We start from the raw sequence: 23,613 nt of genomic DNA, 5'->3' as shown, positions 1-23,613 counted from the left end.
TCCCACAAGGACTCGCAGAAAGTCTGAGCCCGGGTTCACACAGGTCTCTTGTGGGAGCGAGCCTGCTCCGGGCGGCGTTCCGACGAAGGCGCCATGCCAGGCGCCGCATCACTTGAGCCCAGGCTTGACCCGCAACGCCTTGGCCTTCGCCTCGATCACCAGATACATCACCACGGTAATCAGCAATGGCAGGATGAAGTAGATCGCCCGGTAGGCAATCAGTCCCGCGATCAGGCTGCCTCGCGACACTTCATGCTGCAGCAGCGCGACGAACACCGCTTCCAGCACTCCGAGCCCGGCGGGGATATGGGTAATCACCCCGGCGATGCTGCTGATCAACAACACCCCCAGCACCACGGGATAGTCCAGTTTGCTCGGCAGCAAGGTAAAGATCACCGCCGCCATCAGCGACCAGTTCAGCGCGCCCAGTGCCAATTGCAGGACGGCCATGCGCAGGGACGGCAGATTGATTTCCATGCCGCGAATCGTCCAGGCACGGCGCCTGGAGAAACGGCAGGCCGCCAGGTAACCGGCACTGGCCAGCAACAGCAGCACGCCGACGCCTTGCAGCGCATTACTGCTCAGCTTCCAGCCCGGTGGCATGGTCACCAGGCCGCTGCTGAACACTACGCCGGCCAGGGTCATGTAGCCGAACCAGTTGGTGGCCAGGCTCAGGCCGAGAATCTTGGCGATGTTGCCAGTGCTGACGCCGAGCCGCGAATACAGCCGATAGCGCATGGCGATGCCGCCGACCCAGGCACTGAGATTCAGGTTGAAGGCATAACTGATCACCCCCACCGGCAGAATCTGCCGCCAGCCGAGCTTCTGCCGGATGTAGGTGCGACCGATCAAGTCGAAGCAGGCGTAGGTGATGAAACTGGTGATCGTCAGCGCGGCGGCGATCAGCAGCGTGCGCAGCTTGAAATCCGCCAGGGTGGCGAATACTTCGGACCAGTCGATGCGGCGCGCCAACGCGGTGAACAGCACAATCAGCAGCAGGAAAAAAGCCAGCGTCAGCGGGCGTTTCCAGCGGCTCCAGCGCGACTTCGGCTTGGCCTGTTCCGGCGCCTGGGCGTCTCTCGGCGCGGTGTGCGCTTCAGAGTGGTTCATGGGGTTCGCTCCGGACCGCCGTCGGCGGTGAAAAAGGTTTCAGACGCGGTTTATGGGCCGGCAGCCATCCGGCCCAGGCCGGGAAGTGACGCAGGAAGTGGAACACCATGAAACCGATGGTCATGCGCCAGAGCAGCCCGCGCGGGGCGTGGTTCTCGGGCATGATGGTGCAATGGGTGCGGCTCAAGTGATCGAGGCGCTCGAACAGCTCGCGGTTGAATGCACGGTCGCGGATCAGCACGTTGGCTTCCAGGTTCAGGGACAGGCTCAACGGGTCGAGGTTGCTCGAGCCGACGGTACTCCAGTCCTCATCCACCAGGGCGACCTTGCCGTGCAGCGGCCGCTCGCAATATTCATAGATCGTCACGCCGGCCTTGAGCAGATAGTCGTAGAGCATCCGCGCGGCAAGCTTGGCGATCATCATGTCCGGTTGCCCCTGCAGGATCAGCCGCACCTCCACGCCACGCCGGGCGGCGTTGCGGATTTCGCGCAGCAACCGGTAGCCGGGGAAGAAATAGGCATTGGCGATCACTACCCGCCGCTGGGCGCTGCGCAGCACTTGCAGGTAGACCTCCTCGATGTCGGTCTGGTGCTCATGGTTGTCGCGATAGACCAGGCGCACCTGGCCGTCATGATCATTGAACGCCAATTCGGTGCGACGACTGCGGCGGCGTTGCCACCAGTATTTGGCCCGGCCCGGCCGGCCGGTCTGGAGCAGCGCAAAATGATGGATATCCACCACCGCCGGGCCCTTGATCTCCACGGAGTAATCCTGCTTGGCCTCGGGACCGAAGTCGCCCAGATGGTCGGCGGAGAAATTGATCCCGCCTATAAACGCGATCACACCGTCCACCACCACGATCTTGCGGTGCAGGCGGCGGAACCAGTTGGTGCGGATGCCCAGGTGCCTCGGAGCCGGGTCGAACATCTGCAGGCGCACCCCGGCCTCGCTCAACGACGCGAGAAACCCGGTGGTCAGTTCGCCACAACCGAAACCGTCGAGATTGACGGTAATACGCACTCCACGCTTGGCCGCATCCACCAGCAGGTCGCGCAGTTCAAAGCCGACCTTGTCCTCGAACAGAATGAAAGTCTCCAAGAGAATTTCTTCCTGGGCACGGCGAATTGCCTCGAAAACCCGTGGGAAATATTCCTCGCCATTTTCCAGTAGCGTGACACGGTTGTTGCCGTGCCAGCCGTATTCGATATCGTTCAGCGCCGGGTTGCTCTCGGTCGGCGGGACCTCGATCTTTTCCACCGTTGCCTTGTTCATCGTCGCGCTCATAATTCGATCTCCACCGACAGCGGTGCGTGGTCGGAAAGGTGCGACCAGGGACGTACATTCAATACTTTGGCGTGATGGGCCTTGAGGTTGCGCACGTAGATGCGGTCCAGGCGCAGGATCGGCAGGCGTGCCGGAAAGCTGCGGGCCGGCTTGCCCCATTGTTCGGCGAATACCTCCCGCAGGCCGCAGGGGGCGAGCAGGTCATTGGCCTTGCCGCGCCAATCGTTGAAGTCACCGGCAACAATCACGGGCGCTTCAGGCGGCAGCTCGCTCAGGCGCTGGCAAAGCAGTTTCAGTTGCTCGACGCGATGACCTTCGCGCAACCCCAGGTGCACACAGATCGCATGCACGTCCTGGCCTTCGCCACCCGGCAGACGCAGCACGCTGTGGAGCATGCCGCGGCTTTCATGGCCGCTGATGGAGACGTCGAGGTTCTCGTGGCGAATGATCTGGAATTTCGACAGCAACGCGTTGCCATGGTCCCCCGCCGGGTACACCGCGTTGCGCCCGTAGGCGAACTGCGGCCAGAGGGTATCGGCGAGGAACTCGTATTGCGGGATGCTTGGCCAGTTGCTGTAGCGCTGGGGGTGGTGCTCGTGGGTGCCATGCACTTCTTGCAGGAACACTACGTCGGCGGAAACGCTGCGCACGGCTTCGCGCAGTTCCGGCAGGATGAAACGCCGGTTCAGGGCGGTGAACCCCTTGTGTGTATTGACCGTCAGGACGGTGAAGCGGCTGACCCGTTCGAAATCCCGCAACGATTGCTGGGTCGGGTCACGGGTGGCTTCGCTGGATTCTGGCGTAGTCATGGCAATACCCCTTCGGCCGGGCGCACGCCGGGAGCGGTGGCGAGATGCTTGTCCAGGTCGAAGCGCTCCAGCAGGTGGCGCGCGTCATACGGCGCGCGGACTTTGATGTCGTTGTCGAAATAGCAGAACACTTCCCGGCTCTTGCGCGCCCGGGGTTTCTTTTTCGGATCGATCAGGTGGGCGTCACTCGGCTGAGTGCCGTGGCTCCAGGCTTCGATCCGGTCGCCCCAGCGCTTCAGCGCCTCGTCGGTATAGCCGCTGGCGTACAACTCTTCGGCGCCGTGCAGGCGCAGATAGACGAAATCGCTGGTGACGTCCTCGCGATACGGCCATTTTCCAGCGGTATCCGCCACCACCAGGGCGACGTCGTAACGTTTGAGCAGGGCGACGAAGCGTGGATCGATAAAGCTCTCATGACGGATTTCGACGGCATGGCGCAGCGCACGCTTCTTGTCGGTCGTTGTGCTGGCGTGGCCGTCCAGGCGCGGTTCGTGCTCCCGCGCCAGCGCGGCGGCGGCTTCGGTGTCGTGGGGCAGTTGCTTGAGGAAGTCTTCGAACAGCTCGGGGTCGAATTTGAAGCTCGGAGGAAACTGCCAGAGGATGGCCCCGAGTTTTTCCTTGAGCTCCAGCACCCCGGAAGCGAAGAAGTTCGCCAGCGGCTTGTGGATGTCCCGCAGGCGCTTGATGTGGGTGATGAACCTTGGCGCCTTGACGCTGAAGACAAAGTCGTCCGGCGTCTCGGCGTACCACTGGGCATACCGTTCGGGACGTTGCAGGGCGTAGAACGATCCATTGATTTCGATGCTGTTGACCGCGCGAGAGGCGAATTGCAGTTCCCGCTTCTGAGCCAGCCCCTTGGGGTAGAAATCCCCCCGCCAAGGCGTGTAGCGCCAACCGGAAATGCCAATGTGGATCGCCGTCATGTATCCCTCCCGTGCCAATGACCTCGTACCGCCTGTGTCTTTTGATGACCGCCGCGCGGGCTGGAAAGTTTCGGTGGAGTGCCCGGCGGCGGGGAAGAAGTGGACCCGTGGCGAGGGAGCTTGCTCCCGCTGGGGCGCGCAGCGGCCCTGTTTTTTTTGGGCACTGCTGCGCAACCCAGCGGGGATAAATCCCCTCACCACAAGGGCATGCATTGACCTTTCTGGCGAACTTGCCGGCTGATTCTTGATCAGTTCCTTACTTGTCCCGTGCAAAGGAGCCCCGCGTTTTGTCTCGATTGAGCACCGTATTGCTGTTGGTCCTGCTGACGCTGACCGGCACCAGCGCCTACGGGACCGCTGCTGTCCCTGGCGTCTCGAATCCCAGTGAAGCCCCCGCCGAACCCGAACCGCTGGTGCAGGGCGGTTTGCTGGGCGCGATCAGTTCGAGCATCGACGACGTCCAGGACAAGCTCGATCTCAACCAGAGCCTGGTGGATGCCTGGCGCCTGCGGGCGGACCGGGCGGCGGACGAGGTCGATCGCCTGGTGGACCAGACGTCCCGTTCCACATGGCGCGTGGCGGGGGATTTCCTGCTGCTCTCGGGCGTATGGCTGGGGACGTTTGCGCTGATATGGACCGGTGCGCGATTGCTGGTGCGCCGCTTGCGCCGGCGTCGCTGGCTACGCACCCGCCAGCGGGTGCTGGACGTGCTCGGCTATGTGCTGCCCTACACCTTGCCTGCCGTGGCCTGCCTGCCGCTGACCCTCTACGTCAGCCACTTCCTGCAAGTCTCGGTCGGTCGCGCCCTGGCGCTGTGTTTCGCCTACGCCACCAGCAGCGGTATTTTTTCCACGTCGGTGCTGCTTTGCGTGATCGTGATGTTCAACGCCGGGCACAAACGGCGAGCGGTGGCGATGCTTCGTCGTTTCACCCCGCGGCCGTTGTTCCTGATCGGCTTCCTGGCCGCCCTCAGCGATGCACTGACCAGCCCGCAGATCGCCCGGCAACTGGGCGGCAATATCACCAGCAGCGTTGCGGTGTTCACCGGGCTGTCGGCGTCGATGATCTTTGGCTGGCTGGTGATCCATATGCGCCGGCCGGTGGCCCACCTGATCCGCAACCGACCGTTGGCCCAGCGCTTGAAACAGCCGGCGTTGCAGGAGTCCTTGCGGATTTTTTCCGGTCTCTGGTACTGGCCGATCCTGCTGATGGTGCTGGTGTCGGCGGTGAGCCTGATCGGCGTCGGCGAAGACAACCAGAAAGCCCTGCGTTGCGCCCTGTTCACCACCATCCTGTTGATCGCGATGGTGTTCCTCAGCACCATATTCCAACACGTCTTCAAGTCGCCCAAGGCCGAAGCCATCCAGCGCAACAGCGCCTACAAGGGACGATTGTTGAGTCTGTTGCATGCGTTGTTGCGCATCGTCATGGCGGTGGCATTCATTGAAATCCTCGGGCGGATCTGGGGGATTTCCCTGTTCGAATTCGCTTCGCGCAACGCCGTGGGTCGGGCGATCAGTGATTCCTTGAGCCGCATCGGCCTGATCTTCCTGATGACCTGGCTGACCTGGGTGGTGCTCGACACGGCGATCCAGGAGGCTCTCAAGCCGCCGCTCAACAAGCGCGGCGCCCGCCAACCCAGCACGCGAGTCAAGACCATCCTGCCGCTGCTGCGCAACGCCGCCAAGATCATCCTGGTGGTGATCTGCGCGATCACCACCATGGCCAACCTGGGCATCAACGTCGCACCGTTGCTGGCCGGCGCCGGGGTGGTGGGGCTGGCGATCGGTTTTGGTTCGCAGCAACTGGTACAGGACGTGATCACCGGGTTGTTCATCATCATCGAAGACACGCTGTCCATCGGTGACTGGGTGGTACTCAGCTCCGGCCACGCCGGCACCGTCGAAGGCCTGACCATCCGCACCCTGCGCCTGCGCGACGGCAAGGGGTTCGTGCATTCGGTGCCGTTCGGGCAGATCAAGGCCGTGACCAACCAGTCCCGGCAATTCGCCTTTGCGTTTTTCTCGGTGCAGTTTACCTACGACACCGATGTGGACCGTGCCATCGAACTGATCCGCGAGGCCGGCGATTCGATTTCCGAAGACCCGTTCCTCAAGTTCAACCTGCAAGGGCCGCTAGATGTGTTCGGCGTGGACAAGATGGACCTCAACGGGCTGGTGCTCACTGCCCAGTTCCGCACTGTGTCGGGTGGTCAATATGCGGTGAGCCGGGCGTTCAACCAGCGGCTCAAGAAGCTTGTGGATAACGAACCGTCGGTGCATTTTGCGCAGACTTATCCACAGCAGGTGGTGATGCCGAAGCGGTTGGATGCACCAGCGGAGCATTCAGAGCCATCGTCGCAGCCTCCATCGAAGCCGTCCGACCAGCCTGCGCAATAACCCGTGGCGAGGGAGCTTGCTCCCGCTCGGCTGCGCAGCAGTCGTCGCTTTTTCAGACGATCGATGAGCCGGGGGCTGTTGCACAGCCCAGCGGGAGCAAGCTCCCTCGCCACGGGCCTTGTGTGTCTGGCTAACGGCGTTGAATCAACTGGGTGCGAATCTCAGCCATCCCTTGAGCATCCACCTCCACCCAGAACTGCGGCTTGCCGGCAATCAGCGCCGCCACCGGCAACCCATCGCGATACACCAGTCGATTACTCGCCAGCGCCGGCATTTTCGCCCCCGGCAGCAAGGTCCCGGCGAGGTTCAGCGGATCCACCCCACACACCGCGATCAGGCTGCCATCGCTGGGGCGGCGCCGCGTTTCGCGCAGCAGGGGAATGGCTTCGGGCAAGGCAAATTGCTCGCCGGCCAGCCCGCTGACAAACCGCCCGCCGCGAATCTCGCCGCGTGCCTCCAGGCGATGGAAGGTGCGCAGCAACTCGCGCCAGCTCGGCAGCCAATCGGCCTCGCGCTCCAGCAGCCGCCAGAACACCACGCCGTAACGGCGCAGCAGGGTCATGGCGATGTGTTCCAAGGTCTCGGGTGCAGTCGGCGCTGGCCGCTTACCCGGTTGCGCAGCAGGCGAACTGCGGCGCAACAAGGCCCAGCGCCCGGCGTCGTCCATGCCGCCGACAAACGCTCCACGCCCGCGCCGGCTGCTGCGGGCCTGGCGCTTGCTGGCGGGAGTGATCAAGGCTCGCAGCCCGGCGAAGCTGTCGGCGTTCACCAGCCCGGCGCCCACCAGTTCCTGCAAGGCGCTTTCCAGTTCGCTGCGCAGCAGATGGGCTTCGTGCAGCAACTCATCGAAAAACAATGCGCCGTGCTCGCTGAGGGCCTGGTGGACTTTTTGCGTCCTCGGCGACAACTCGTCGAGCGGCGTCTGCTCGGCCAGGCTGCTCCAAAGCCCGACCTGGCGGCGCGGCAGCAAGACGATCGGCGTGCTGCGCAAGGCGCTGGCGGACAGCTTCTGGCGGGCGCTCAGGCGCGTCCAGACAAACTTGCCGCTGCGACACAGTTCGTCGAGCCAGCTCGCTGAATAATCCTTGATCCGCGCCGGCAGCAGGTCGCTGTCCCAGGCCGAGGCGGCGGCCGGGTAACCTTCGAACTGGCTGACGATCGACGGCAGCACGGCGCTGCCCCGGCCTTGGGTGGACGGCGACAGGTGCTGCCAGTCGAAGAGGAATCGCATGAAATCCTGCAGCGTCACCGGCTCGATTTCCCGGCGCAGGCGCTTGACCGTGTAGCGGTGGATCCGCGCCAGCAGGTGCCGCTCGCACCATTCTTCCTGCCCGGTGCCCGGCGTAAACCGACCGCGCAGCACATACCCCTGCTGCTCCAGTTGGGCCAGGGCCTGGGTCGCTTGCGCGGGTGACAACCCCAGCGGATAGGCGATCGCCGTCAGCGGCTGCGGGCCGAAGGCGCTGAGTCGCGCCCGCAGCACCTCGACCACGGCGTCGTCGCTGTCCCACTGCTCATCAAACCCCGAAAGTGGCGTCAGCGGCGGCTGCCATCGGGCCTGTGGATAAATTGCTTGCAGGCACGTCAGCCGTTCCAGCGGTACCCACAAACCACGCTCCTCGCTGATCCGCACATGGCTGGCGCGACCGCGCTCGGCCAGGGTCCGCAAGCCCTCCAGCCACGACGGCTCGGCGTCGGCTTCGCTGTCGGCGATGCACGCCAGGCTCATCAGCGCTTCATGGATTTCATCGATATTGCTCGGCGTTGGCCAGGCCTCTTCCCGCACCGCCTGAATCGCTTCGGCGTCCAGCGCGCCGAGGTCATCGGTGGATTGCGGATCGCTCCAGCGGCGATTGATCACCGCTTGGGTGCGGCGTTCTTCCAGGGGCGCGTCGTCGAGAAAGGTGTAGGGCCGGGCACTGAGAATTTCCGCCGCCAGGGGCGAGGGCGCCGGCAGGTCGCGGCTGACCAGGCGGATCTCGCCCGCTTCCATGCGTCGCAACAGGGCCAGCCAGCCTTCGCTGTCCATGGCTTCGTGCAGGCAATCGTCGAGAGTCTGTTCCACCAGCGGGTGGTCGGGAATCTCTCGCTCGCCGGCGAGGTTCTCCAGACAGGCGATCTGATCGGGGAATACGCTGGCGATCAAGTCCTCGCTCTTCATGCGCTGGATCTGCGGCGCGACCTTGCGCCCACCGGCGTAACGCGGCAACGCCAGGGCCACGCCGGCGTTCCAGCGCCAGCGCACCCCGAACAACGGCGCATCCAGCACCGCCTGGATCAGGATCTGTTCGGCGCTGTGGCTGTTGAGGTAACGCCAGACCTCGTCCAGCTCGAAGCTGTGGCTGGTGGATAACGAGAGCACGATGGCGTCTTCGCTGGCGGCGGCCTGCAATTCGAAATTGAACGTGCGGCAGAAACGCTTGCGCAGGGCCAGGCCCCAGGCGCGGTTGATGCGGCTGCCGAACGGCGTGTGGATGATCAGTTGCGTACCGCCGGATTCGTCGAAAAAGCGCTCCATCAGCAGCGTGTCCTGGGACGGCAGGGCGCCGAAGGCCAGGCGCGCCGGGGCGAGGTAATCGAGCAGTTGCTCGGCGCTGGCGAGGTTCAGTTGCAGGGTCCCGGTCAGCCAGTCGAGGGCCGGTTGCAGATTGCCCGGTGTGGCGCCGAGCAATTCATCCAGGCGGGCTTGCAGGCGGGCCACGGCCTGGGACAACTCGGCGCTGCGCCCCGGGGCTTCGCCGAGCCAGAACGGGATGGTCGGCGGTTGGCCCTGGGCGTCCTCGACCCGCACGCGGCCACTTTCGACGCGGATGATCCGGTACGAGGTATTGCCCAGCTGGAACACGTCGCCGGCAATGCTCTCGACCGCGAAGTCTTCGTTGACGCTGCCGATATTCAGGCCCTGGGGTTCGAGCAGCACGCTGTAGTCGGCATTGTCCGGAATCGTGCCGCCGCTGGTCACGGCGGTGAGCTTGCTGCCTCGGCGCCCGCGCAAGGTCCGGCTGACCGCGTCGCGATGCAGGTACGCGCTGCGCACACCCTGGCGGCCATTGACGCCCTCGGCGAGCATCTGCAACAGCGCCTGGTAATGGCCTTCGTCGAGTTCGGCGTAGGGCGAGGCACGGCGGAACATCTCCAGCAATGCCTGTTCGTGCCATTCCTGGCAACTGACCTCGGCGACGATCTGCTGCGCCAGCACATCCAGCGGCGCCTCGGGGATGTGCAGGATGTCCAGCTCGCCACGGCGCACGCAGTCGAGCAGGGCGACGCACTCGATCAGGTCGTCGCGAGTGGTGGCGAACAGACGCCCCTTTGGCGTGCCGCCGACCTGGTGGCCGGAGCGTCCGACCCTTTGCAGGAACGCCGAAATCGAACGGGGCGAGGCGATCTGGCAGACCAGATCGACATCGCCGATATCGATGCCCAGCTCCAGGGACGCGGTGGCGATCAATACCTGCAGTTCGCCGCGCTTGAGGCGTTGTTCGGCGTCGAGGCGAAACTCCTTGGCCAGGCTGCCGTGATGGGCCGCCACCGCCTCCTTGCCCAGGCGCTCGCTCAAATGCCGGCTCAGGCGCTCGGCCAGGCGCCGGGTATTGACGAACACCAGCGTGGTCCGATGTTGCCGGGCCAGTTCGGCGAGCCGGTTGTAGACCAGTTCCCAGACATCGTTGGCCATCACCGCCGAAAGCGGCACGGGCGGTACTTCGATGTCCAGGTCCCGTGGGCGGGCGTGGCCGATGTCGACGATTTCACAGGTGCGTCCCTGGCCGACGAGAAAGCGCGACACCGCTTCGATGGGTTTTTGCGTGGCGGACAGTCCGATGCGCACCAGCGGTTCGGCGCACAGCGCTTGCAGTCGCTCCAGGCTCAAGGCCAGGTGGCTGCCGCGTTTGCTCGCGGCGATGGCGTGGATTTCATCAATGATCACCGTGCGCGTGCTGGCGAGCATCTGCCGGCCGGAATCGGAACCGAGCAGCACGTAGAGAGATTCGGGCGTGGTCACCAGGATGTGCGGCGCGGTCTTGCGCATCGCCGTGCGATCTTTTTGCGGTGTGTCGCCGGTGCGCACCGCCGTGGTGATGGGCAACGTCGGCAAGCCCATTCGTTGCAACTGCTCGGTGATGCCGGCCAGGGGATTTTGCAGATTGATGCGGATATCGTTGCTCAACGCCTTGAGCGGCGAGACGTAGACCACCAGGGTCTGGTCCGGTAGACCGCCTTGCTCCAGGCCGCGATGCACCAGGTCATCGAGCACCGCGAGAAACGCCGTCAGGGTCTTGCCCGAGCCGGTGGGCGCCGCGACCAGCACCGAACGCCGTTGGCTGATCAACGGCCACGCCCGGGCTTGGGCGGCGGTGACCGCCGGGAATGTCTGGCTGAACCAGGCGCGAACGGCGGGGTGAAAGCCTGCCATGGCGTGGTCGGCTGGAAGGGGCAGATTCATGAGGGGCAGTTTAGGCGGGTGGGGTGGGTAGGATGCAAGTACCGTCCGGGATCTCTATTGCCTGTTCAGGCCCCTTCGCGAGCAGGCTCGCTCCCACAAGGATTGCGTGCGCACTTGAGATCCCCTGTGGGAGCGAGCCTGCTCGCGAAGGGCCCTTGAAGTCCACCAGACCCACTATCTGCACATTACGGATGACGGTTGCGCACTAAACCCGCAAAATGCAACGATTCCGACCACGCCCACGGGCGTTGTCGACCAAAATTCTTGTGCCAACAGACTGGGCCTGCTGACTTTATGCGAATGCGCCTTATGTTACTGGGCGGCGGAAATGCCCTTGGGCAGGCGCTGATTCGCCTCGGTGCAGAAGAAGACATCGGTTTTCTTGCCCCCCGCCCGCCCGAAGATGGCTGGGATGCCGCGAGCCTGACGCAGTTGCTCGACGACACCCGGCCGGACGCCTTGATCAACCTGGCGTACTACTTCGACTGGTTCCAGGCCGAGACCGTCAGCGAGCAGCGCCTGGCGAGCCAGGAGCGGGCGGTCGAGCGCCTGGCCGAACTGTGCCAGCATCACAACATCGTCCTGGTGCAACCCTCGAGTTACCGTGTATTCGACGGCTCGCGCGCCACCGCCTACAGCGAAAAAGACGAGCCGGTGCCCCTGGGCTTGCGTGGCCAGGCACTGTGGCGCATCGAGCAAAGCGTGCGCGCCACCTGTCCGCAGCATGTGCTGCTGCGTTTTGGCTGGCTGCTGGACGACAGCGCCGATGGCATCCTCGGACGGTTCCTGGCCCGGGCCGAGCAGCCCGAAGAGCTGCTGCTGGCCGACGACCGCCGGGGTAATCCGACACCGGTTGACGATGCGGCGCGGGTGATCATTTCGGTGCTCAAGCAACTCGATTGCGCGGCGCCGCTGTGGGGCACGTACCATTACGCCGGACACGAGGCGACGACGCCGCTGGCGCTGGGCCAGGCAATTCTTACCGAAGCCCGCGCCCTGCACCCGCTGGCCATCGAGTCACCCACGCCCCAGGCCCACGCCGCGCGGCCGGACGCCGCCGAAGAACCGCAGCACGCGGTGCTGGCCTGCAAGAAAATTCTGCACACTTTCGGGATCAAGCCACGCGCCTGGCGCGCCGCACTCCCGGGCTTACTGGATAGGTTTTATCGCCATGGCTAAAGGCCCTGTTTTAATCACCGGCGGCGCCGGTTTCATCGGTTCGCACTTGACCGACGCGTTGCTCGCCAACGGCCATTCGGTGCGCATTCTTGATGACTTGTCCACCGGCAAGCGCAGCAACCTGCCGCTGGACAACCCGGCAGTCGAACTGATCGAAGGCGACGTCGCCGATGCGGCGCTGGTCGCCCGGGCCATGGCCGGGTGCAGCGCGGTGGCGCACCTGGCGGCGGTGGCCTCGGTGCAAGCCTCGGTTGACGACCCGGTACGCACCCACCAGAGCAATTTCATCGGCACCCTGAATGTCTGCGAGGCCATGCGCCAGGCGGGCGTGAAACGGGTGCTGTTCGCCTCCAGCGCCGCAGTCTATGGCAACAATGGCGAAGGCCAGTCCATCGACGAAGACACCTCCAAGGCTCCGCTTACGCCCTACGCTTCGGACAAGCTGGCGAGCGAGTTCTACCTCGACTTCTACCGGCGCCAGCACGATCTCGAGCCGGTGGTGTTCCGCTTCTTCAACATCTACGGTCCACGCCAGGATCCGTCCTCGCCATACTCGGGGGTCATCAGCATTTTCAGCGAGCGGGCCCAGAAAGGCTTGCCGATCAGCGTGTTCGGCGACGGCGAGCAGACCCGGGATTTCGTCTACGTGGAAGACCTGGTACAGGTGCTGGTGCAGGCCATCGAGAAACCTGAAGTGCAAGCGGGCGCGGTGAATGTCGGCTGGAACCAGGCCACCACGCTCAAGCAGATGCTCCAGGCCCTGGCCGACGTGGTCGGGGATTTGCCCGCGATCAGCTACGGCCCGGCGCGCTCCGGCGACATTCGCCATTCGCGGGCTGATAACCGACGGTTGTTGGAGCGTTTCGACTTGCCGGCGCAAACGCCGATGAGCGTGGGCCTGGCGCGGTTGCTCGGGCGCTGAGTTTCACCAGCCAAAAAACTGTGGGAGCGAGCTTGCTCGCGATAGCGGTGGGTCAGTCAACATTATTGCCGACTGATCCACCGTCATCGCGAGCGAGCTCGCTCCCACAGGGGCTTTCGTTCCTTCAGGTTCGGCTCAGAACTTGTAACCCAACCCCACCATGTAGACGAACGGATCCACGTCCACGTCAACCTTGGCCCGCGTTCCGCCGGCCACCGCGTTGTTGTCGACATAGGCGGTGGTGTCGATGTCGATGTAGCGGACCTGGCCGTTGATCATGATGTTGTCCGTCAGCATGTAGTCGGCGCCGACTTGCCACGCCATGCCCCAGCTGTTGCTCGCCCGGAAGTTGCTGAAACCGTTGGCGCTGGCGTCGCTGCCGACGTGTTCGTCATAGATCCAGGTGTAGTTGATGCCGGCGCCGACGTAAGGCTGGAAGGCCGACTTGGCGTCGAGCGGGTAGTAGACCAGGCTCAGGGTCGGCGGCAAGTGCTTGAGTGTGCCGAGCTTGCCGTTGGCCGCGCCCAGGGCGGTGCCTTTGATTTTCACGTCGTGCTCGAATGGCGAGGCCGCCAGCAGCTCGATCCCCCAATTGTCGGTGAGCATGTAGGCGAAGTTCAGGCCCAACTGAGTGTCGCTGCTCATGGTCGCCTTGCCGCCCAGGTCGGCACCGGCCAGCGGGCCACGGTCGACCTTGACGCTGGAACTGTCGGCATCCGGATTGACGGTGATGGCGCCGGCGCGAACGATGATATCGCCGGCGGTATGGGCCTGGGCGAGTGGTGCCCCGAGCGCGAGGGCGACGAGGGAAGCGCTGAGCAGAGACTTTTGCATGGGGGCTCCGGAGAACATTCAAAAAGGATGTCCCATGTTACGAAGCCGTCTGGAGCGGTCTTTTGACTCAGCTCAATGAATGTGTGATGAGTGGGTCTTGAGGCTTCGCGAGCAGGCTCGCTCCCACAGTGGATCGGCTGTGAACACAAATCTTGTGTCCGACGCTGAACCCTGTGGGAGCGAGCCTGCTCGCGAATGCTATTTCACTGGCAACCATCGGCTACCAGATTCACTCCGGCAGCTCATACACATAAATCTTCTGCGCCTCCATCTGATACCCGGCATCGGCCAGTTCACTGGTGGATGGCTTGACCTGCATCGGTCCTTCCACCCAGTACGGTTGATAAAGCTCGTCGAGCTTGACCCCGACTTCGCTTTTCACGTGCACGATCTGGTTCGACGGCGGAGGCGGCACGTGGATGCAGGCGCCGAAATACGGCACCAGCAGGAAGTCGGTCGTGCGGCCTTCCTCGCTGACTTCCAGCGGCACGATATAACCCGGCAAGCGAATCTGCTGGCCGTCCAGGGCCTTGACCACCGGGGCGTTGGGCATGTCCTGCCGGGCCGCCGGCGCGGACTCGGCGGCCAGGGCGTCGCTCATTTTCGACAGGTCATGCAGGGGCGTCATGTTCGGCACTTCCGGCGGCGCGTCCGGCGGGATCATTTCCGACCAGGCCAGGTCTCTCGGCTCGGCCGCCCACAATGGCAGGCTGACCAGCATCAACAGCGCAAGCAGGGCGCGGGGCATTTTCAACGTCCTCATAAACGGATCGACAGGCCATCGGCCAGCGATTGGCGATAGGCGCGCCAGGCCGGCACGCTGCCCATCAGCAGGGCGGCGACCAGAATGCCAGCCAGCAGCGTCCATTCATACTCGCTCGGCCAGCCCAGGGGCAGATACAGGCCGTAGGCCGACTGCACGTAACCCTGGGCGACGGCGATGCCGATGTACAGCAAGGCCAGCCCGGCGGTGACTCCGGCCAAGGCCAGCGCAAAGGCTTCGAGCACCAGCAGCGTTGCGATGTGCCACGGCCGCGCGCCCACCGAGCGCAGGATTGCCATTTCCCGGCGGCGCTCGTTGAGGCTGGTGAGGATTGCCGTGAGCATGCCGATCAAGCCGGTCAGCACCACGAACAGTGAAATCACGAACAAGGCTTTTTCCGCCGTGCCCATCAGGCTCCACAACTCTTGCAGCGCCACACCGGGCAGGATCGCCAGCAGCGGCTCGCCACGGAATTCGTTGATTTCCCGTTGCAGCGCAAACGTGGAAATCTTGCTGTTGAGGCCAAGCATGAACGCGGTAATGGCCTTGGGCGTAAGGTCCATGTTGCGGGCCTGGTCGGCGCTGATACGGCCGTTGCCCTGGGCCGGTACGCCATTTTTCCAGTCGACATGGATCGCCTCCATGCCGCCGAGGCTAATGTGCAGCGTACGGTCCACCGGGGTGCCGGTGCGCTTGAGAATCCCGACCACGGTGAATGGTTTGTCATCATGCTTGACCAGGCTGATGGCCGCCACGCCGTGGGCCAGCACCAGTTTTTCGCCGAGTTTGTAATGCAGCGCCTCGGCCACTTCAGCTCCGAGCACCACTTCGAACGGATCGCTGGCGAATGCCCGGCCGTCCGCCAGTTCCAGATGCTGCCGGCGACCGTACTGGTAATGCTCGAAGTAGGCGTCGGTGGTGCCCATCACTCGATAACCGCGATGGGAATCGCCAAGGGACATGGGGATCGCCCATTTCACTTTCGGGTTGTTGGCGAACTGCTCGAAGCTGTCCCAGCGAATGTTATTGGTGGCGTTGCCGATGCGAAACACCGAGTACAGCAGCAGGTTCACCGAACCGGAGCGAGCGCCGACAATCAGGTCGGTGCCGCTGATGGTGCTGGCGAAACTGGCCCGCGCCTCGGTACGCACGCGCTCCACGGCCAGCAGCAGGCAGACGGAGAGGGCAATGGCAAAAGCGGTGAGGATCGCCGTGAAGCGGCGGTTCGCCAGGCTGGCCATGGCTAGACGGAACAAATACATCTCAGACCTCGAGTGGCGTGGCGGCGCGATTGAGATCGGCCAGCGAGAGGTGGCGATCGAACAACGGCGCCAGGCTCTGGTCGTGGCTGACAAACAGCAGGCTCGAACCGGCTTCGCGGCATTCGGCGAAGAGCAGCCGCAGGAAGTTTTCCCGGGCGTCGTAATCCAGCGCCGAGGTCGGCTCGTCGGCAATCACCAGTTCCGGTTGGCCGATCAGCGCGCGGGCGGCGGCGACCCGTTGTTGCTGGCCGATGGACAATGAGTCGGCGCGGCGATCCAGCAGGCTCGAATCGCTCAGCCCGAGATGAGCCAGCAGCGTGGCGGCGGCTTGATCGACGCTGCCATGGCGTTGCTTCGCCCGTTGCGCGCGCAATGTCGAGAAATGGCAGGGCAGCTCGACGTTTTCGCGCACCGAGAGAAATGGCAGCAGGTTGAACTGCTGGAAAATGTAGCCGGTATGGTCCACGCGAAAGCGGTCGCGGCGGCCGGCGCCCAGTTCGCTGAGTTCCTGGCCGAGCAGGCGTATGCTGCCGCGATCCGGTGTCTGCACACCGCCCAGCAGCCCCAGCAACGTGGTCTTGCCGCTGCCGCTGGGGCCCTTGAGGAACAGGGTTTCACCGGCCTCCAGGCGAAACGCCGGGATATCCAGCAAGAGCGGATGCCCGGGCCAGCTGAAGCCCAGGTCGGACAGTTCGATGAGTGCTTGGGTCATGTCGCCGATTTCAAGGGTTATGGAGGCACCTGTGGGAGCGAGCTTGCTCGCGATAGCGATATGTCAGGCAACATCTTTGTTGGATGTGCTGGCCTCATCGCGAGCAAGCTCGCTCCCACAATAGGTTTTCGGTGTGCTTAGAATTTCAGTGCCGGCGCCTTTGCCGTTACTTCAACACCTTGCTGACCGCTCGGGCTGATCAGTTGTACCTGAATTTTCTGGGTGGCCGGGAAGGTTTTGAACAGGGTCGCCAGGTCCAGGTTCTTCAAGGTGCCCGGAACCTCGCAGGTGAACTGGTAGTGGGCATGGATCTCGCTGTGCTCGTCGTGATGCTCGTCGCCGTCTTCATCGTGGTCTTCATGGTCCGGCTCATCGCCGAAAAGCGGGCTCTCCAGCTCCTGCTGGGCCACGGTGCAATTGGCCGCGGCTGGCAGGTTGAACAGCGCCAGGGGTTTTTCCAGCTGCGCCCGCACGGCGGCGACCTTGGCCTTGTCGGCATCGCTGGTGGCGGCGTGTTCGAAGCCGACCAGGTTCATCGCCGGGCTCTCCAGCTCCAGTTCCAGGGTCTGGCGGTCCAGCGCGGCGTTCAGCCGAGCGACGCCGTGTTCATGGGCGCCGAGGCTGCCGTGCTCATGGTCATGGTCGTGATCATGCTCGACGGCCGCGTGAGCGACAGCCAACGGCAGCAGGGCGAACGGCAAAGCGAGAAGCAGACGACGCATGACGAGTCTCCGGAAAGGTTATGTAATCTTATAACGAAAGTGCGCAGAGTTTGACCGTCTGCTTGGCGTCGCGCAAGGCCCATGGGAGCATGCGTAGATGAAATCTTCAGGAGCACGGTGATGTTGCGGATACGCGGAACCGTCGGCGAGTGGCCGGTGGACTTGACGATAGAGATGGATGAAGGCGACTGGGCGCAGCTCGGCGCACAGTTGCAGGTGGCCAAGTCCGAGGTTGCGACGACACCGTCGGCCAGGCCGGCGAGTCAGGACGATGCCCAATGGCAGATCGCCAAGGAGCTGCTGCGCAAGGCCGGGCAATTGACCGGCCCGGACTTGCTGGAGCAGCTGGAAGGCCTGACCGGCAGCGCTTCGTCCGGCAAGCGGCTGTTGGTGCGCCTGCGCCACAGCGCCGAGGTCAAGGTGCTGAGCGGCGGGGATACGCCGCTCTACAGCTGGGTCGGTCAGTAAAGCGCGGCGAACAGCTTGCGGCGATAGGTCGTCACCAGCGGGTGATCATTGCCCAGCAGCTCGAACACTTGGAGCAAGGTCTTGTGCGGCAGGCCTTCGCTGTAGCTGCGATTGCGGATGAACAGCTTGAGCAGCGCATCGAGGGCGGGTTCGTACTGCTGGCGCGCCAGTTGCTGGATCGCCAGTTGATACACCGCTTCATCATCCTGTGGGTCTTTCGCCAGGCGCGCCTTCAGGTCGGCGGCGTCCGGCAGGTCCTTGGCCAGGCCGAGGAACTGGATCTGCGCCTTGGCAGCGGCCAGTGCGGCCTTGTGCTCGTCACTTTTCACGGCATCCAGAACTGTCTGCGCTTCGTCCAGCTCGCCGCGCTCGGTCAGGCAGCGGGCATAGAGGATCAGCGCCTTGGCGTTGCTGTTGTCTTCCACCAGCAGTGCCTTGAGCAGGGCTTCGGCGTCGGCGAAACGACCGTCGTCGAACAGCGCCTGGGCTTGTTCCAGCGGATCGGCGGTGGCTGGCGGCGGCATCTGCACATGGGGTTCGAGCATTGCCCGCACCGCCGATTCCGGCTGGGCACCGGCAAAGCCGTCGACCGGCTGGCCGTCCTTGAACAACACAACGGTGGGCAGGCTGCGAATGCCGAAGCGGGCGACGATGTCCTGCTCGATGTCGCAGTTGACCTTGGCCAGCAGCAGTTCACCCTGGTAGCTCTCGGCGATGCCTTGCAGCATCGGCATCAGCGCCTTGCACGGCGCACACCACTCGGCCCAGAAATCCACCAGCACCGGTTTGTGGAAGGAGTTGGCGATTACCGACTGGTCGAAATCGGCAGTGGTGGCGTCGAAGATGTACGGCGTGTCCTGGGTCATGGGAAGTCTCGTAGAACGCTTGAATGGGGCAACTATACGGCTTGGTGGGGGATGGCTGAAAGTCGGGACTTGCGGCGCCTGATGCACCGCTTTCGCGAGCAGGCTCGCTCCCACAGTGTTTTGTGGTGCCGGCAACTTCTGTTAACTGAACAAAATCCCTTGTGGGAGCGAGCCTGCTCGCGAAGCTTTCAGTCGCGCCGCGCGTGGTACAGGCTCACATGCCGAAACTCCTCCGGCTCGGCCAGGTCCGGCAGAGTCATGGCTTCGAGCATTTCAATATGGCGATACAGCGGATGCTGGAAATCGCGCACCCGGGAGTCCGCCACCAGCGCCTCGCGGCCACGGCTGAGGAACTGGTCGAGCAACGGCAGGTTGGCCCGGTCATAAAGCACATCGGCGACCAGGATCAGGTCGAAGCAATCGGCTTCGGCGAAAAAGTCCGCTGAATAATTCAGTTCTACGCCGTTAAGCGCGGCGTTGGCCCGTGACGCGGCAAGCGCCAATGGATCCAGGTCGCAGGCCACCACTTCGCGCGCCCCGGCCTTGATCGCCGCGATACCCGCCACGCCGGAGCCGGCGCCGAAATCCAGTACCCGCTTGCCCTCGACCCACTGCGGGTGTTCGGCCAGGTAGCGGGCCAGCGCCAGGCCGCTGGCCCAGCAGAAACTCCAGTAAGGCGGTTCGTGGAGGATGCGGCGGGTTTCCTCCGGGCTGAAGGCGCGGTCCATGTTCTCGCCGTCGATCAGCCACAACGCCAGGTCGGTGCCGGGTAGCGCACAGGACACCAGGCGCGCATCGCCCAGCAGCTCGACCAAGGCATTTTGCAGGTGCTGCGGTGCCTTCATGGAGCTTTGACGAATTGCAGGACGCCCAGCGCCTGGGTGGTCGGTTGCGTGATGCGTTGTTCCGGCAGATGCAGGATCAGTTGGCCGGACTGGCTGGCGCGGCCGCGCAACTCGACACGGGCGCCGACCGGGAACGCTTCCGGATTGAAGCGCAGGCGAAAGGGCAGCGCCTGGTTGGTGCCGATCAGGCTGGAGCTGGCGAGCAGTTGTTGCGGGCGGTCCTTGTCATCGATCACCAGTAGCGCCAGTTCGACTTCGGCGCCGGCCGGTACGCCTTGCAGGGTGCCGCTCAATTCGCGCTGATGGGCCGGCAGCGGGCCAAGCTCGGTGGCCTGCCGGGCCTTTTCCTGGGCCTGTTTCGGCGCTGGGGCCGGGGCCGGGGTGGGGGCAGCGGGCTTGGGGGCGTCGCTGCTGCACGCCATCAGCAGGCTGAAGAGACTGAGCAAAACGAGCGATCGTAGCGGCATGGGTGGCTCCAGCAAGGTGAATTCCGTGGGTCTTACAATAGGCCCGTCTGTATACCGTAAACCCTATGGCTTGTCTTGCCAGTGGGATGCGCTACCATGGCCCTCCCTTTTTTTGTTGCCTGCCACCATGCACTGTCCCTTCTGCGGTGCCAACGACACCAAAGTCATCGACTCGCGACTGGTCGCCGAGGGCGAACAGGTCCGCCGCCGCCGCGAATGCCTGGCCTGCGGCGAGCGTTTCACGACGTTCGAGACCGCTGAACTGGTGTTGCCGCGCCTGATCAAGACCGACGGCAGCCGCCAGCCGTTCGACGAAGAAAAACTGCGCGCCGGCATGCAGCGCGCCCTGGAAAAACGCCCGGTGAGCGTCGAGCGTCTGGAAGCGGCGCTGGTGCACATCAAGCATAAGCTGCGCGCGACCGGCGAGCGTGAGGTCAAGTCCCTCGTTGTCGGCGAACTGGTCATGGCCGAGCTGCAAAAACTCGACGAAGTGGCCTATATCCGCTTCGCCTCGGTGTACCGGCGTTTCCAGGACCTCAACGAGTTCCGCGAGGAAATCGACCGCCTGGCCCGCGAACCGGTGAAAGAATGAGCGGCGCGGCGCAGCAGGCCGTCCTCGACGCCCACTACATGGCCCGCGCCCTGGAACTGGCGCGGCGCGGTCACTACAGCACCCACCCCAACCCCCGGGTCGGTTGCGTGATCGTGCGCGACGGGCTGGTGGTCGGCGAAGGCTGGCACATCCGCGCCGGTGAACCGCATGCCGAAGTCCATGCCCTGCGCGCCGCCGCTGACAAAGCCCGGGGCGCGACGGCCTACGTGACCCTCGAACCTTGCAGCCATCATGGGCGCACGCCACCCTGCGCCGATGCGCTGGTCAATGCCGGCGTGGCGCGGGTGGTCGCGGCAATGCAGGACCCCAATCCGGAAGTCGCCGGGCGCGGCCTGCAGCGTCTCGCCCAGGCCGGCATCGCCACACAAAGCGGCGTGCTCGAAGGCGAAGCGCGCAAGCTCAACGAAGGTTTTCTCAAGCGCATGGAGCACGGCCTGCCGTTCGTGCGGGTCAAGCTTGCCATGAGCCTGGATGGCCGTACCGCCATGGAAAGCGGCGAGAGCCAATGGATCACCGGCCCCGCCGCTCGCTCGGCGGTGCAACGCCTGCGCGCCCAGGCCAGCGTGGTGCTGACCGGCGCCGATACGGTGCTGGCGGACAACGCCCGGCTGACCGTGCGTGCCGATGAGCTTGGGCTGGACGCCGAGCAGACCGCGTTGGCCATGAGCCGTCCGGCGCTGCGGGTGCTGGTGGACGGTCGTCTGCGGGTGCCGCTGGATGCGCCGTTCTTCAGAGCTGGCCCGGCGCTTGTCGCTACCTGCATGGCGGTTGAGGAACAGTACGCCAACGGCCCTGAATGCATGATCGTCGCCGGGGAAGATGGCCAGGTCGATCTGCATCGCCTGCTGCTGGAGCTGGCGGCCCGTGGCGTCAATGAAGTGCTGGTGGAAGCCGGCCCGCGCCTGGCGGGTGCTTTCGCCCGGCAGGGGTTGGTCGACGAATTCCAGATTTTCATCGCCGGCAAGTTCCTCGGATCCACGGCGCGGCCATTGCTCGATTGGCCGCTGGCGCAGATGCAAGACGCGCCGCAGCTTCAAATCACCGACATTCGCGCCGTGGGCGATGACTGGCGAGTCATCGCCGTCCCCGCTCCGCAGGCCAGCGTATAATTCCCGGCTTTCGCGCAAGCGACGGTCCGTTCTCGAGGAGGACTCCATGTTTACCGGCATCATCGAATCCATCGGCAGCATCCGTGCACTCACTCCCAAGGGCGGCGATGTACGGGTCCACGTCGAAACCGGCAAGCTCGACCTGAGCGACGTCAAGCTGGGCGACAGCATCGCCGTGAATGGCGTCTGCCTGACCGCCGTGGAACTGCCGGGCAATGGTTTCCTGGCGGACGTCAGCCGGGAAACCCTCGACTGCACCGCGATGAACGACCTCAAGAGCGGCAGCCCGGTCAACCTGGAAAAAGCCCTGACCCCGACTACCCGCCTGGGTGGGCACCTGGTCAGCGGTCATGTCGATGGCGTCGGTGAAGTGGTGTCGCGTACCGATAACGCCCGGGCCGTGGAGTTTCGTATCCGCGCTCCGAAAGAACTCGCCAAGTACATCGCCCACAAGGGCTCGATCACGGTCGACGGCACCAGCCTGACCGTCAACGCGGTGGATGGCGCCGAATTTCTGCTGACGATCATCCCGCACACGCTGAGCGAAACCATCATGGCCTCGTACCGGCCTGGTCGCCGGGTCAACCTGGAGGTCGACCTGCTGGCCCGTTACCTGGAGCGCCTGCTGCTGGGCGACAAGGCTGCCGAACCTGCGGCCGGTAACATCACTGAAAGCTTTCTGGCCGCCAACGGCTACCTCAAATCCTGACCCAAGGGGGTGCCGCGTGGCGCTCAATAGCATCGAAGAACTGGTTGAAGACATCCGCCAAGGCAAGATGGTCATCCTCATGGATGACGAAGACCGCGAGAACGAAGGCGACCTGATCATGGCCGCCGAATGCTGCAAGGCCGAACACATCAACTTCATGGCCAAGCACGCCCGTGGCCTGATCTGCATGCCGATGACCCGCGAGCGCTGCGAGCTGCTGAAGCTGCCGTTGATGGCGCCACGCAACGGTTCCGGGTTCGGCACCAAGTTCACCGTGTCCATCGAGGCCGCCGAGGGCGTGACCACCGGTATCTCCGCCGCGGACCGGGCGCGTACCGTGCAGGCCGCTGCGGCCGCCGACGCCAGGGCCGAAGACATCGTCAGCCCCGGTCACATCTTCCCGCTGATGGCCCAGGCCGGCGGCACCCTGGCCCGCGCCGGCCACACCGAAGCGGCGTGCGACCTCGCGCGTATGGCCGGTTTCGAGCCCGCCGGCGTCATCTGCGAGGTGATGAACGACGACGGCACCATGTCCCGTCGCGCCGAGCTTGAGGCTTTCGCTGCCGAGCACGACATCAAGATCGGCACCATTGCCGATCTGATCCACTACCGGATGATCCACGAGCGTACCGTTCAGCGGATTGCCGAGCAGCCGCTGGACAGCGAACTGGGCCAGTTCAACCTGGTGACCTACCGCGATTCGGTGGAAGGCGACGTGCACATGGCGCTGACCCTGGGAACCGTGTGCGCCGAAGAACCGACTCTGGTTCGCGTGCACAACATGGACCCACTGCGTGACCTGCTGATGGTCAAGCAGCCGGGCCGCTGGAGCCTGCGCGCGGCCATGGCCGCGGTAGCCGAGGCCGGCAGCGGCGTGGTGCTGTTGCTCGGGCACCCGCTCGATGGCGATGTGCTGCTGGCGCACATTCGCGAAACCACCGAACATCAACCGGTGAAAAAACCGACCACCTACAGCATCGTCGGGGCCGGTTCGCAGATCCTGCGCGACCTGGGCGTACGCAAAATGCGCCTGATGAGCGCACCGATGAAATTTAATGCGATATCCGGTTTCGATCTGGAAGTTGTAGAATACGTGCCCTCCGAATAATGGCCTGCGGATTCCGGCATTATTGTTCACTCAAGGCTTGTTAGATTCATCTGTGGCGAGGGAG

At 64.1% G+C, this 23,613-nt stretch carries 21 protein-coding genes; 8 read left to right on the top strand and 13 right to left on the bottom strand.

Going from position 1 to position 23,613, the window contains the following annotated elements:
- Positions 1-108 precede the first annotated feature (108 nt).
- Genes M1E16_RS24460 through M1E16_RS24445 form a run of 4 tightly spaced genes read right to left on the bottom strand, consistent with a single transcriptional unit; the run spans position 109 to position 4,127 of the window.
- Positions 109-1,110 carry a lysylphosphatidylglycerol synthase domain-containing protein gene (locus M1E16_RS24460; RefSeq protein WP_434655281.1) on the bottom strand — a complete coding sequence of 334 codons (1,002 nt, stop codon included), beginning with the start codon at positions 1,108-1,110 and terminating at the stop codon, positions 109-111.
- Positions 1,097-2,395, bottom strand: a complete 1,299-nt coding sequence (clsB, locus tag M1E16_RS24455) for a cardiolipin synthase ClsB (RefSeq protein ID WP_434627806.1) — start codon at positions 2,393-2,395, stop codon at positions 1,097-1,099. The genes M1E16_RS24460 and clsB overlap by 14 nt, the downstream gene beginning before the upstream one ends.
- Positions 2,392-3,204 carry an endonuclease/exonuclease/phosphatase family protein gene (locus M1E16_RS24450; RefSeq protein ID WP_305498461.1) on the bottom strand — a complete coding sequence of 271 codons (813 nt, stop codon included), beginning with the start codon at positions 3,202-3,204 and terminating at the stop codon, positions 2,392-2,394. Before M1E16_RS24450 ends, clsB begins: the two co-directional genes overlap by 4 nt.
- Positions 3,201-4,127 (bottom strand): DUF72 domain-containing protein, encoded by a 927-nt coding sequence (locus tag M1E16_RS24445; RefSeq protein WP_434627811.1) that lies wholly within the window; start codon positions 4,125-4,127, stop codon positions 3,201-3,203. Before M1E16_RS24445 ends, M1E16_RS24450 begins: the two co-directional genes overlap by 4 nt.
- A gap of 287 nt (positions 4,128-4,414) precedes the next feature.
- Here M1E16_RS24445 and M1E16_RS24440 point away from each other — a divergent pair, with 287 nt between their 5' ends.
- Positions 4,415-6,526 (top strand): mechanosensitive ion channel family protein, encoded by a 2,112-nt coding sequence (locus M1E16_RS24440; RefSeq protein ID WP_458128599.1) that lies wholly within the window; start codon positions 4,415-4,417, stop codon positions 6,524-6,526.
- Positions 6,527-6,656: 130 nt separating this feature from the next.
- On the opposite strand, the gene M1E16_RS24435 is transcribed toward M1E16_RS24440, so the two are convergent.
- Positions 6,657-10,970, bottom strand: a complete 4,314-nt coding sequence (locus M1E16_RS24435) for a DEAD/DEAH box helicase (protein ID WP_458128598.1) — start codon at positions 10,968-10,970, stop codon at positions 6,657-6,659.
- Between the two features lie 294 nt (positions 10,971-11,264).
- Here M1E16_RS24435 and M1E16_RS24430 point away from each other — a divergent pair, with 294 nt between their 5' ends.
- Together M1E16_RS24430 and M1E16_RS24425 are read left to right on the top strand one after the other, a co-directional pair.
- Entirely contained in the window at positions 11,265-12,149 is an 885-nt protein-coding gene (locus tag M1E16_RS24430; protein WP_434571510.1) for a sugar nucleotide-binding protein, read from the top strand.
- A complete protein-coding gene (locus M1E16_RS24425) occupies positions 12,142-13,071 on the top strand; it encodes an NAD-dependent epimerase/dehydratase family protein (RefSeq protein WP_458128597.1) in 930 nt (309 codons plus the stop codon). Before M1E16_RS24430 ends, M1E16_RS24425 begins: the two co-directional genes overlap by 8 nt.
- 135 nt (positions 13,072-13,206) lie before the next feature.
- On the opposite strand, the gene M1E16_RS24420 is transcribed toward M1E16_RS24425, so the two are convergent.
- The 5 genes from M1E16_RS24420 to M1E16_RS24400 form a co-directional block, all read right to left on the bottom strand.
- Complete coding sequence (locus M1E16_RS24420) at positions 13,207-13,905, bottom strand: OmpW/AlkL family protein (protein WP_458128596.1); 699 nt, start codon at positions 13,903-13,905, stop codon at positions 13,207-13,209.
- A 229-nt stretch (positions 13,906-14,134) separates the two neighbouring features.
- The gene (locus M1E16_RS24415; RefSeq protein ID WP_434571515.1) at positions 14,135-14,653 is read right to left on the bottom strand and encodes a DUF3299 domain-containing protein; all 519 of its coding nucleotides are present in this window, start codon (positions 14,651-14,653) and stop codon (positions 14,135-14,137) included.
- 11 nt (positions 14,654-14,664) lie between these two features.
- Positions 14,665-15,930, bottom strand: coding sequence for an ABC transporter permease (locus M1E16_RS24410; protein ID WP_458128595.1), 1,266 nt, complete (start codon positions 15,928-15,930; stop codon positions 14,665-14,667).
- Position 15,931: 1 nt separating this feature from the next.
- Positions 15,932-16,642: an ABC transporter ATP-binding protein gene (locus M1E16_RS24405; protein WP_434571519.1), complete on the bottom strand. Its 711-nt coding sequence runs from the start codon at positions 16,640-16,642 to the stop codon at positions 15,932-15,934.
- Between the two features lie 137 nt (positions 16,643-16,779).
- Positions 16,780-17,364 carry a DUF2796 domain-containing protein gene (locus tag M1E16_RS24400; RefSeq protein WP_458128594.1) on the bottom strand — a complete coding sequence of 195 codons (585 nt, stop codon included), beginning with the start codon at positions 17,362-17,364 and terminating at the stop codon, positions 16,780-16,782.
- Positions 17,365-17,484: 120 nt separating this feature from the next.
- On the opposite strand from M1E16_RS24400, the gene M1E16_RS24395 reads away from it, so the two are divergent.
- Positions 17,485-17,832, top strand: a complete 348-nt coding sequence (locus M1E16_RS24395; protein ID WP_434627832.1) for a hypothetical protein — start codon at positions 17,485-17,487, stop codon at positions 17,830-17,832.
- Here M1E16_RS24395 and trxA read toward each other — a convergent pair.
- The 3 genes from trxA to M1E16_RS24380 all read right to left on the bottom strand — a co-directional run bounded on the left by trxA (position 17,826) and on the right by M1E16_RS24380 (position 20,010).
- On the bottom strand, positions 17,826-18,698 hold the full coding sequence (trxA, locus tag M1E16_RS24390; RefSeq protein WP_458128593.1) for a thioredoxin: 873 nt from the start codon (positions 18,696-18,698) through the stop codon (positions 17,826-17,828). The genes M1E16_RS24395 and trxA overlap by 7 nt on opposite strands.
- Before the next feature lie 188 nt (positions 18,699-18,886).
- A complete protein-coding gene (locus M1E16_RS24385; RefSeq protein ID WP_458128592.1) occupies positions 18,887-19,543 on the bottom strand; it encodes a class I SAM-dependent methyltransferase in 657 nt (218 codons plus the stop codon).
- A complete protein-coding gene (locus tag M1E16_RS24380; RefSeq protein ID WP_458128591.1) occupies positions 19,540-20,010 on the bottom strand; it encodes a YbaY family lipoprotein in 471 nt (156 codons plus the stop codon). Before M1E16_RS24380 ends, M1E16_RS24385 begins: the two co-directional genes overlap by 4 nt.
- A 127-nt stretch (positions 20,011-20,137) precedes the next feature.
- Here M1E16_RS24380 and nrdR point away from each other — a divergent pair, with 127 nt between their 5' ends.
- From nrdR to ribBA, 4 genes are read left to right on the top strand one after another with little or no spacing between them, the layout of a single operon-like run.
- Entirely contained in the window at positions 20,138-20,602 is a 465-nt protein-coding gene (gene nrdR / locus M1E16_RS24375) for a transcriptional regulator NrdR (protein WP_013694316.1), read from the top strand.
- The gene (gene ribD / locus M1E16_RS24370; protein WP_458128590.1) at positions 20,599-21,732 is read left to right on the top strand and encodes a bifunctional diaminohydroxyphosphoribosylaminopyrimidine deaminase/5-amino-6-(5-phosphoribosylamino)uracil reductase RibD; all 1,134 of its coding nucleotides are present in this window, start codon (positions 20,599-20,601) and stop codon (positions 21,730-21,732) included. The genes nrdR and ribD overlap by 4 nt, the downstream gene beginning before the upstream one ends.
- Positions 21,733-21,778: 46 nt before the next feature.
- Positions 21,779-22,441 carry a riboflavin synthase gene (locus M1E16_RS24365; RefSeq protein ID WP_092204487.1) on the top strand — a complete coding sequence of 221 codons (663 nt, stop codon included), beginning with the start codon at positions 21,779-21,781 and terminating at the stop codon, positions 22,439-22,441.
- Positions 22,442-22,457: 16 nt separating this feature from the next.
- The gene (gene ribBA, locus M1E16_RS24360) at positions 22,458-23,549 is read left to right on the top strand and encodes a bifunctional 3,4-dihydroxy-2-butanone-4-phosphate synthase/GTP cyclohydrolase II (protein WP_305498480.1); all 1,092 of its coding nucleotides are present in this window, start codon (positions 22,458-22,460) and stop codon (positions 23,547-23,549) included.
- The last annotated feature ends 64 nt before the right edge of the window (positions 23,550-23,613 follow it).

This window comes from Pseudomonas sp. Z2-11, from assembly GCF_054161305.1.
This window is presented reverse-complemented; position numbering and strand designations above follow the sequence as displayed.

What these genes read in the sequence shown, in the direction of transcription:
- M1E16_RS24460 (WP_434655281.1), bottom strand. Translation starts at nt 1,110, where the DNA reads ATGAACCACTCTGAAGCGCACACCGCGCCGAGAGACGCCCAGGCGCCG.
- M1E16_RS24425 (WP_458128597.1), top strand. Translation starts at nt 12,142, where the DNA reads ATGGCTAAAGGCCCTGTTTTAATCACCGGCGGCGCCGGTTTCATCGGT.
- M1E16_RS24365 (WP_092204487.1), top strand. Translation starts at nt 21,779, where the DNA reads ATGTTTACCGGCATCATCGAATCCATCGGCAGCATCCGTGCACTCACT.
- M1E16_RS24430 (WP_434571510.1), top strand. Translation starts at nt 11,265, where the DNA reads ATGCGAATGCGCCTTATGTTACTGGGCGGCGGAAATGCCCTTGGGCAG.
- M1E16_RS24385 (WP_458128592.1), bottom strand. Translation starts at nt 19,543, where the DNA reads ATGAAGGCACCGCAGCACCTGCAAAATGCCTTGGTCGAGCTGCTGGGC.
- ribD (WP_458128590.1), top strand. Translation starts at nt 20,599, where the DNA reads ATGAGCGGCGCGGCGCAGCAGGCCGTCCTCGACGCCCACTACATGGCC.
- M1E16_RS24415 (WP_434571515.1), bottom strand. Translation starts at nt 14,653, where the DNA reads ATGCCCCGCGCCCTGCTTGCGCTGTTGATGCTGGTCAGCCTGCCATTG.
- M1E16_RS24410 (WP_458128595.1), bottom strand. Translation starts at nt 15,930, where the DNA reads ATGTATTTGTTCCGTCTAGCCATGGCCAGCCTGGCGAACCGCCGCTTC.
- M1E16_RS24380 (WP_458128591.1), bottom strand. Translation starts at nt 20,010, where the DNA reads ATGCCGCTACGATCGCTCGTTTTGCTCAGTCTCTTCAGCCTGCTGATG.
- M1E16_RS24395 (WP_434627832.1), top strand. Translation starts at nt 17,485, where the DNA reads ATGTTGCGGATACGCGGAACCGTCGGCGAGTGGCCGGTGGACTTGACG.
- clsB (WP_434627806.1), bottom strand. Translation starts at nt 2,395, where the DNA reads ATGAGCGCGACGATGAACAAGGCAACGGTGGAAAAGATCGAGGTCCCG.
- M1E16_RS24435 (WP_458128598.1), bottom strand. Translation starts at nt 10,970, where the DNA reads ATGAATCTGCCCCTTCCAGCCGACCACGCCATGGCAGGCTTTCACCCC.
- M1E16_RS24450 (WP_305498461.1), bottom strand. Translation starts at nt 3,204, where the DNA reads ATGACTACGCCAGAATCCAGCGAAGCCACCCGTGACCCGACCCAGCAA.
- M1E16_RS24420 (WP_458128596.1), bottom strand. Translation starts at nt 13,905, where the DNA reads ATGCAAAAGTCTCTGCTCAGCGCTTCCCTCGTCGCCCTCGCGCTCGGG.
- M1E16_RS24400 (WP_458128594.1), bottom strand. Translation starts at nt 17,364, where the DNA reads ATGCGTCGTCTGCTTCTCGCTTTGCCGTTCGCCCTGCTGCCGTTGGCT.
- trxA (WP_458128593.1), bottom strand. Translation starts at nt 18,698, where the DNA reads ATGACCCAGGACACGCCGTACATCTTCGACGCCACCACTGCCGATTTC.
- M1E16_RS24405 (WP_434571519.1), bottom strand. Translation starts at nt 16,642, where the DNA reads ATGACCCAAGCACTCATCGAACTGTCCGACCTGGGCTTCAGCTGGCCC.
- M1E16_RS24445 (WP_434627811.1), bottom strand. Translation starts at nt 4,127, where the DNA reads ATGACGGCGATCCACATTGGCATTTCCGGTTGGCGCTACACGCCTTGG.
- nrdR (WP_013694316.1), top strand. Translation starts at nt 20,138, where the DNA reads ATGCACTGTCCCTTCTGCGGTGCCAACGACACCAAAGTCATCGACTCG.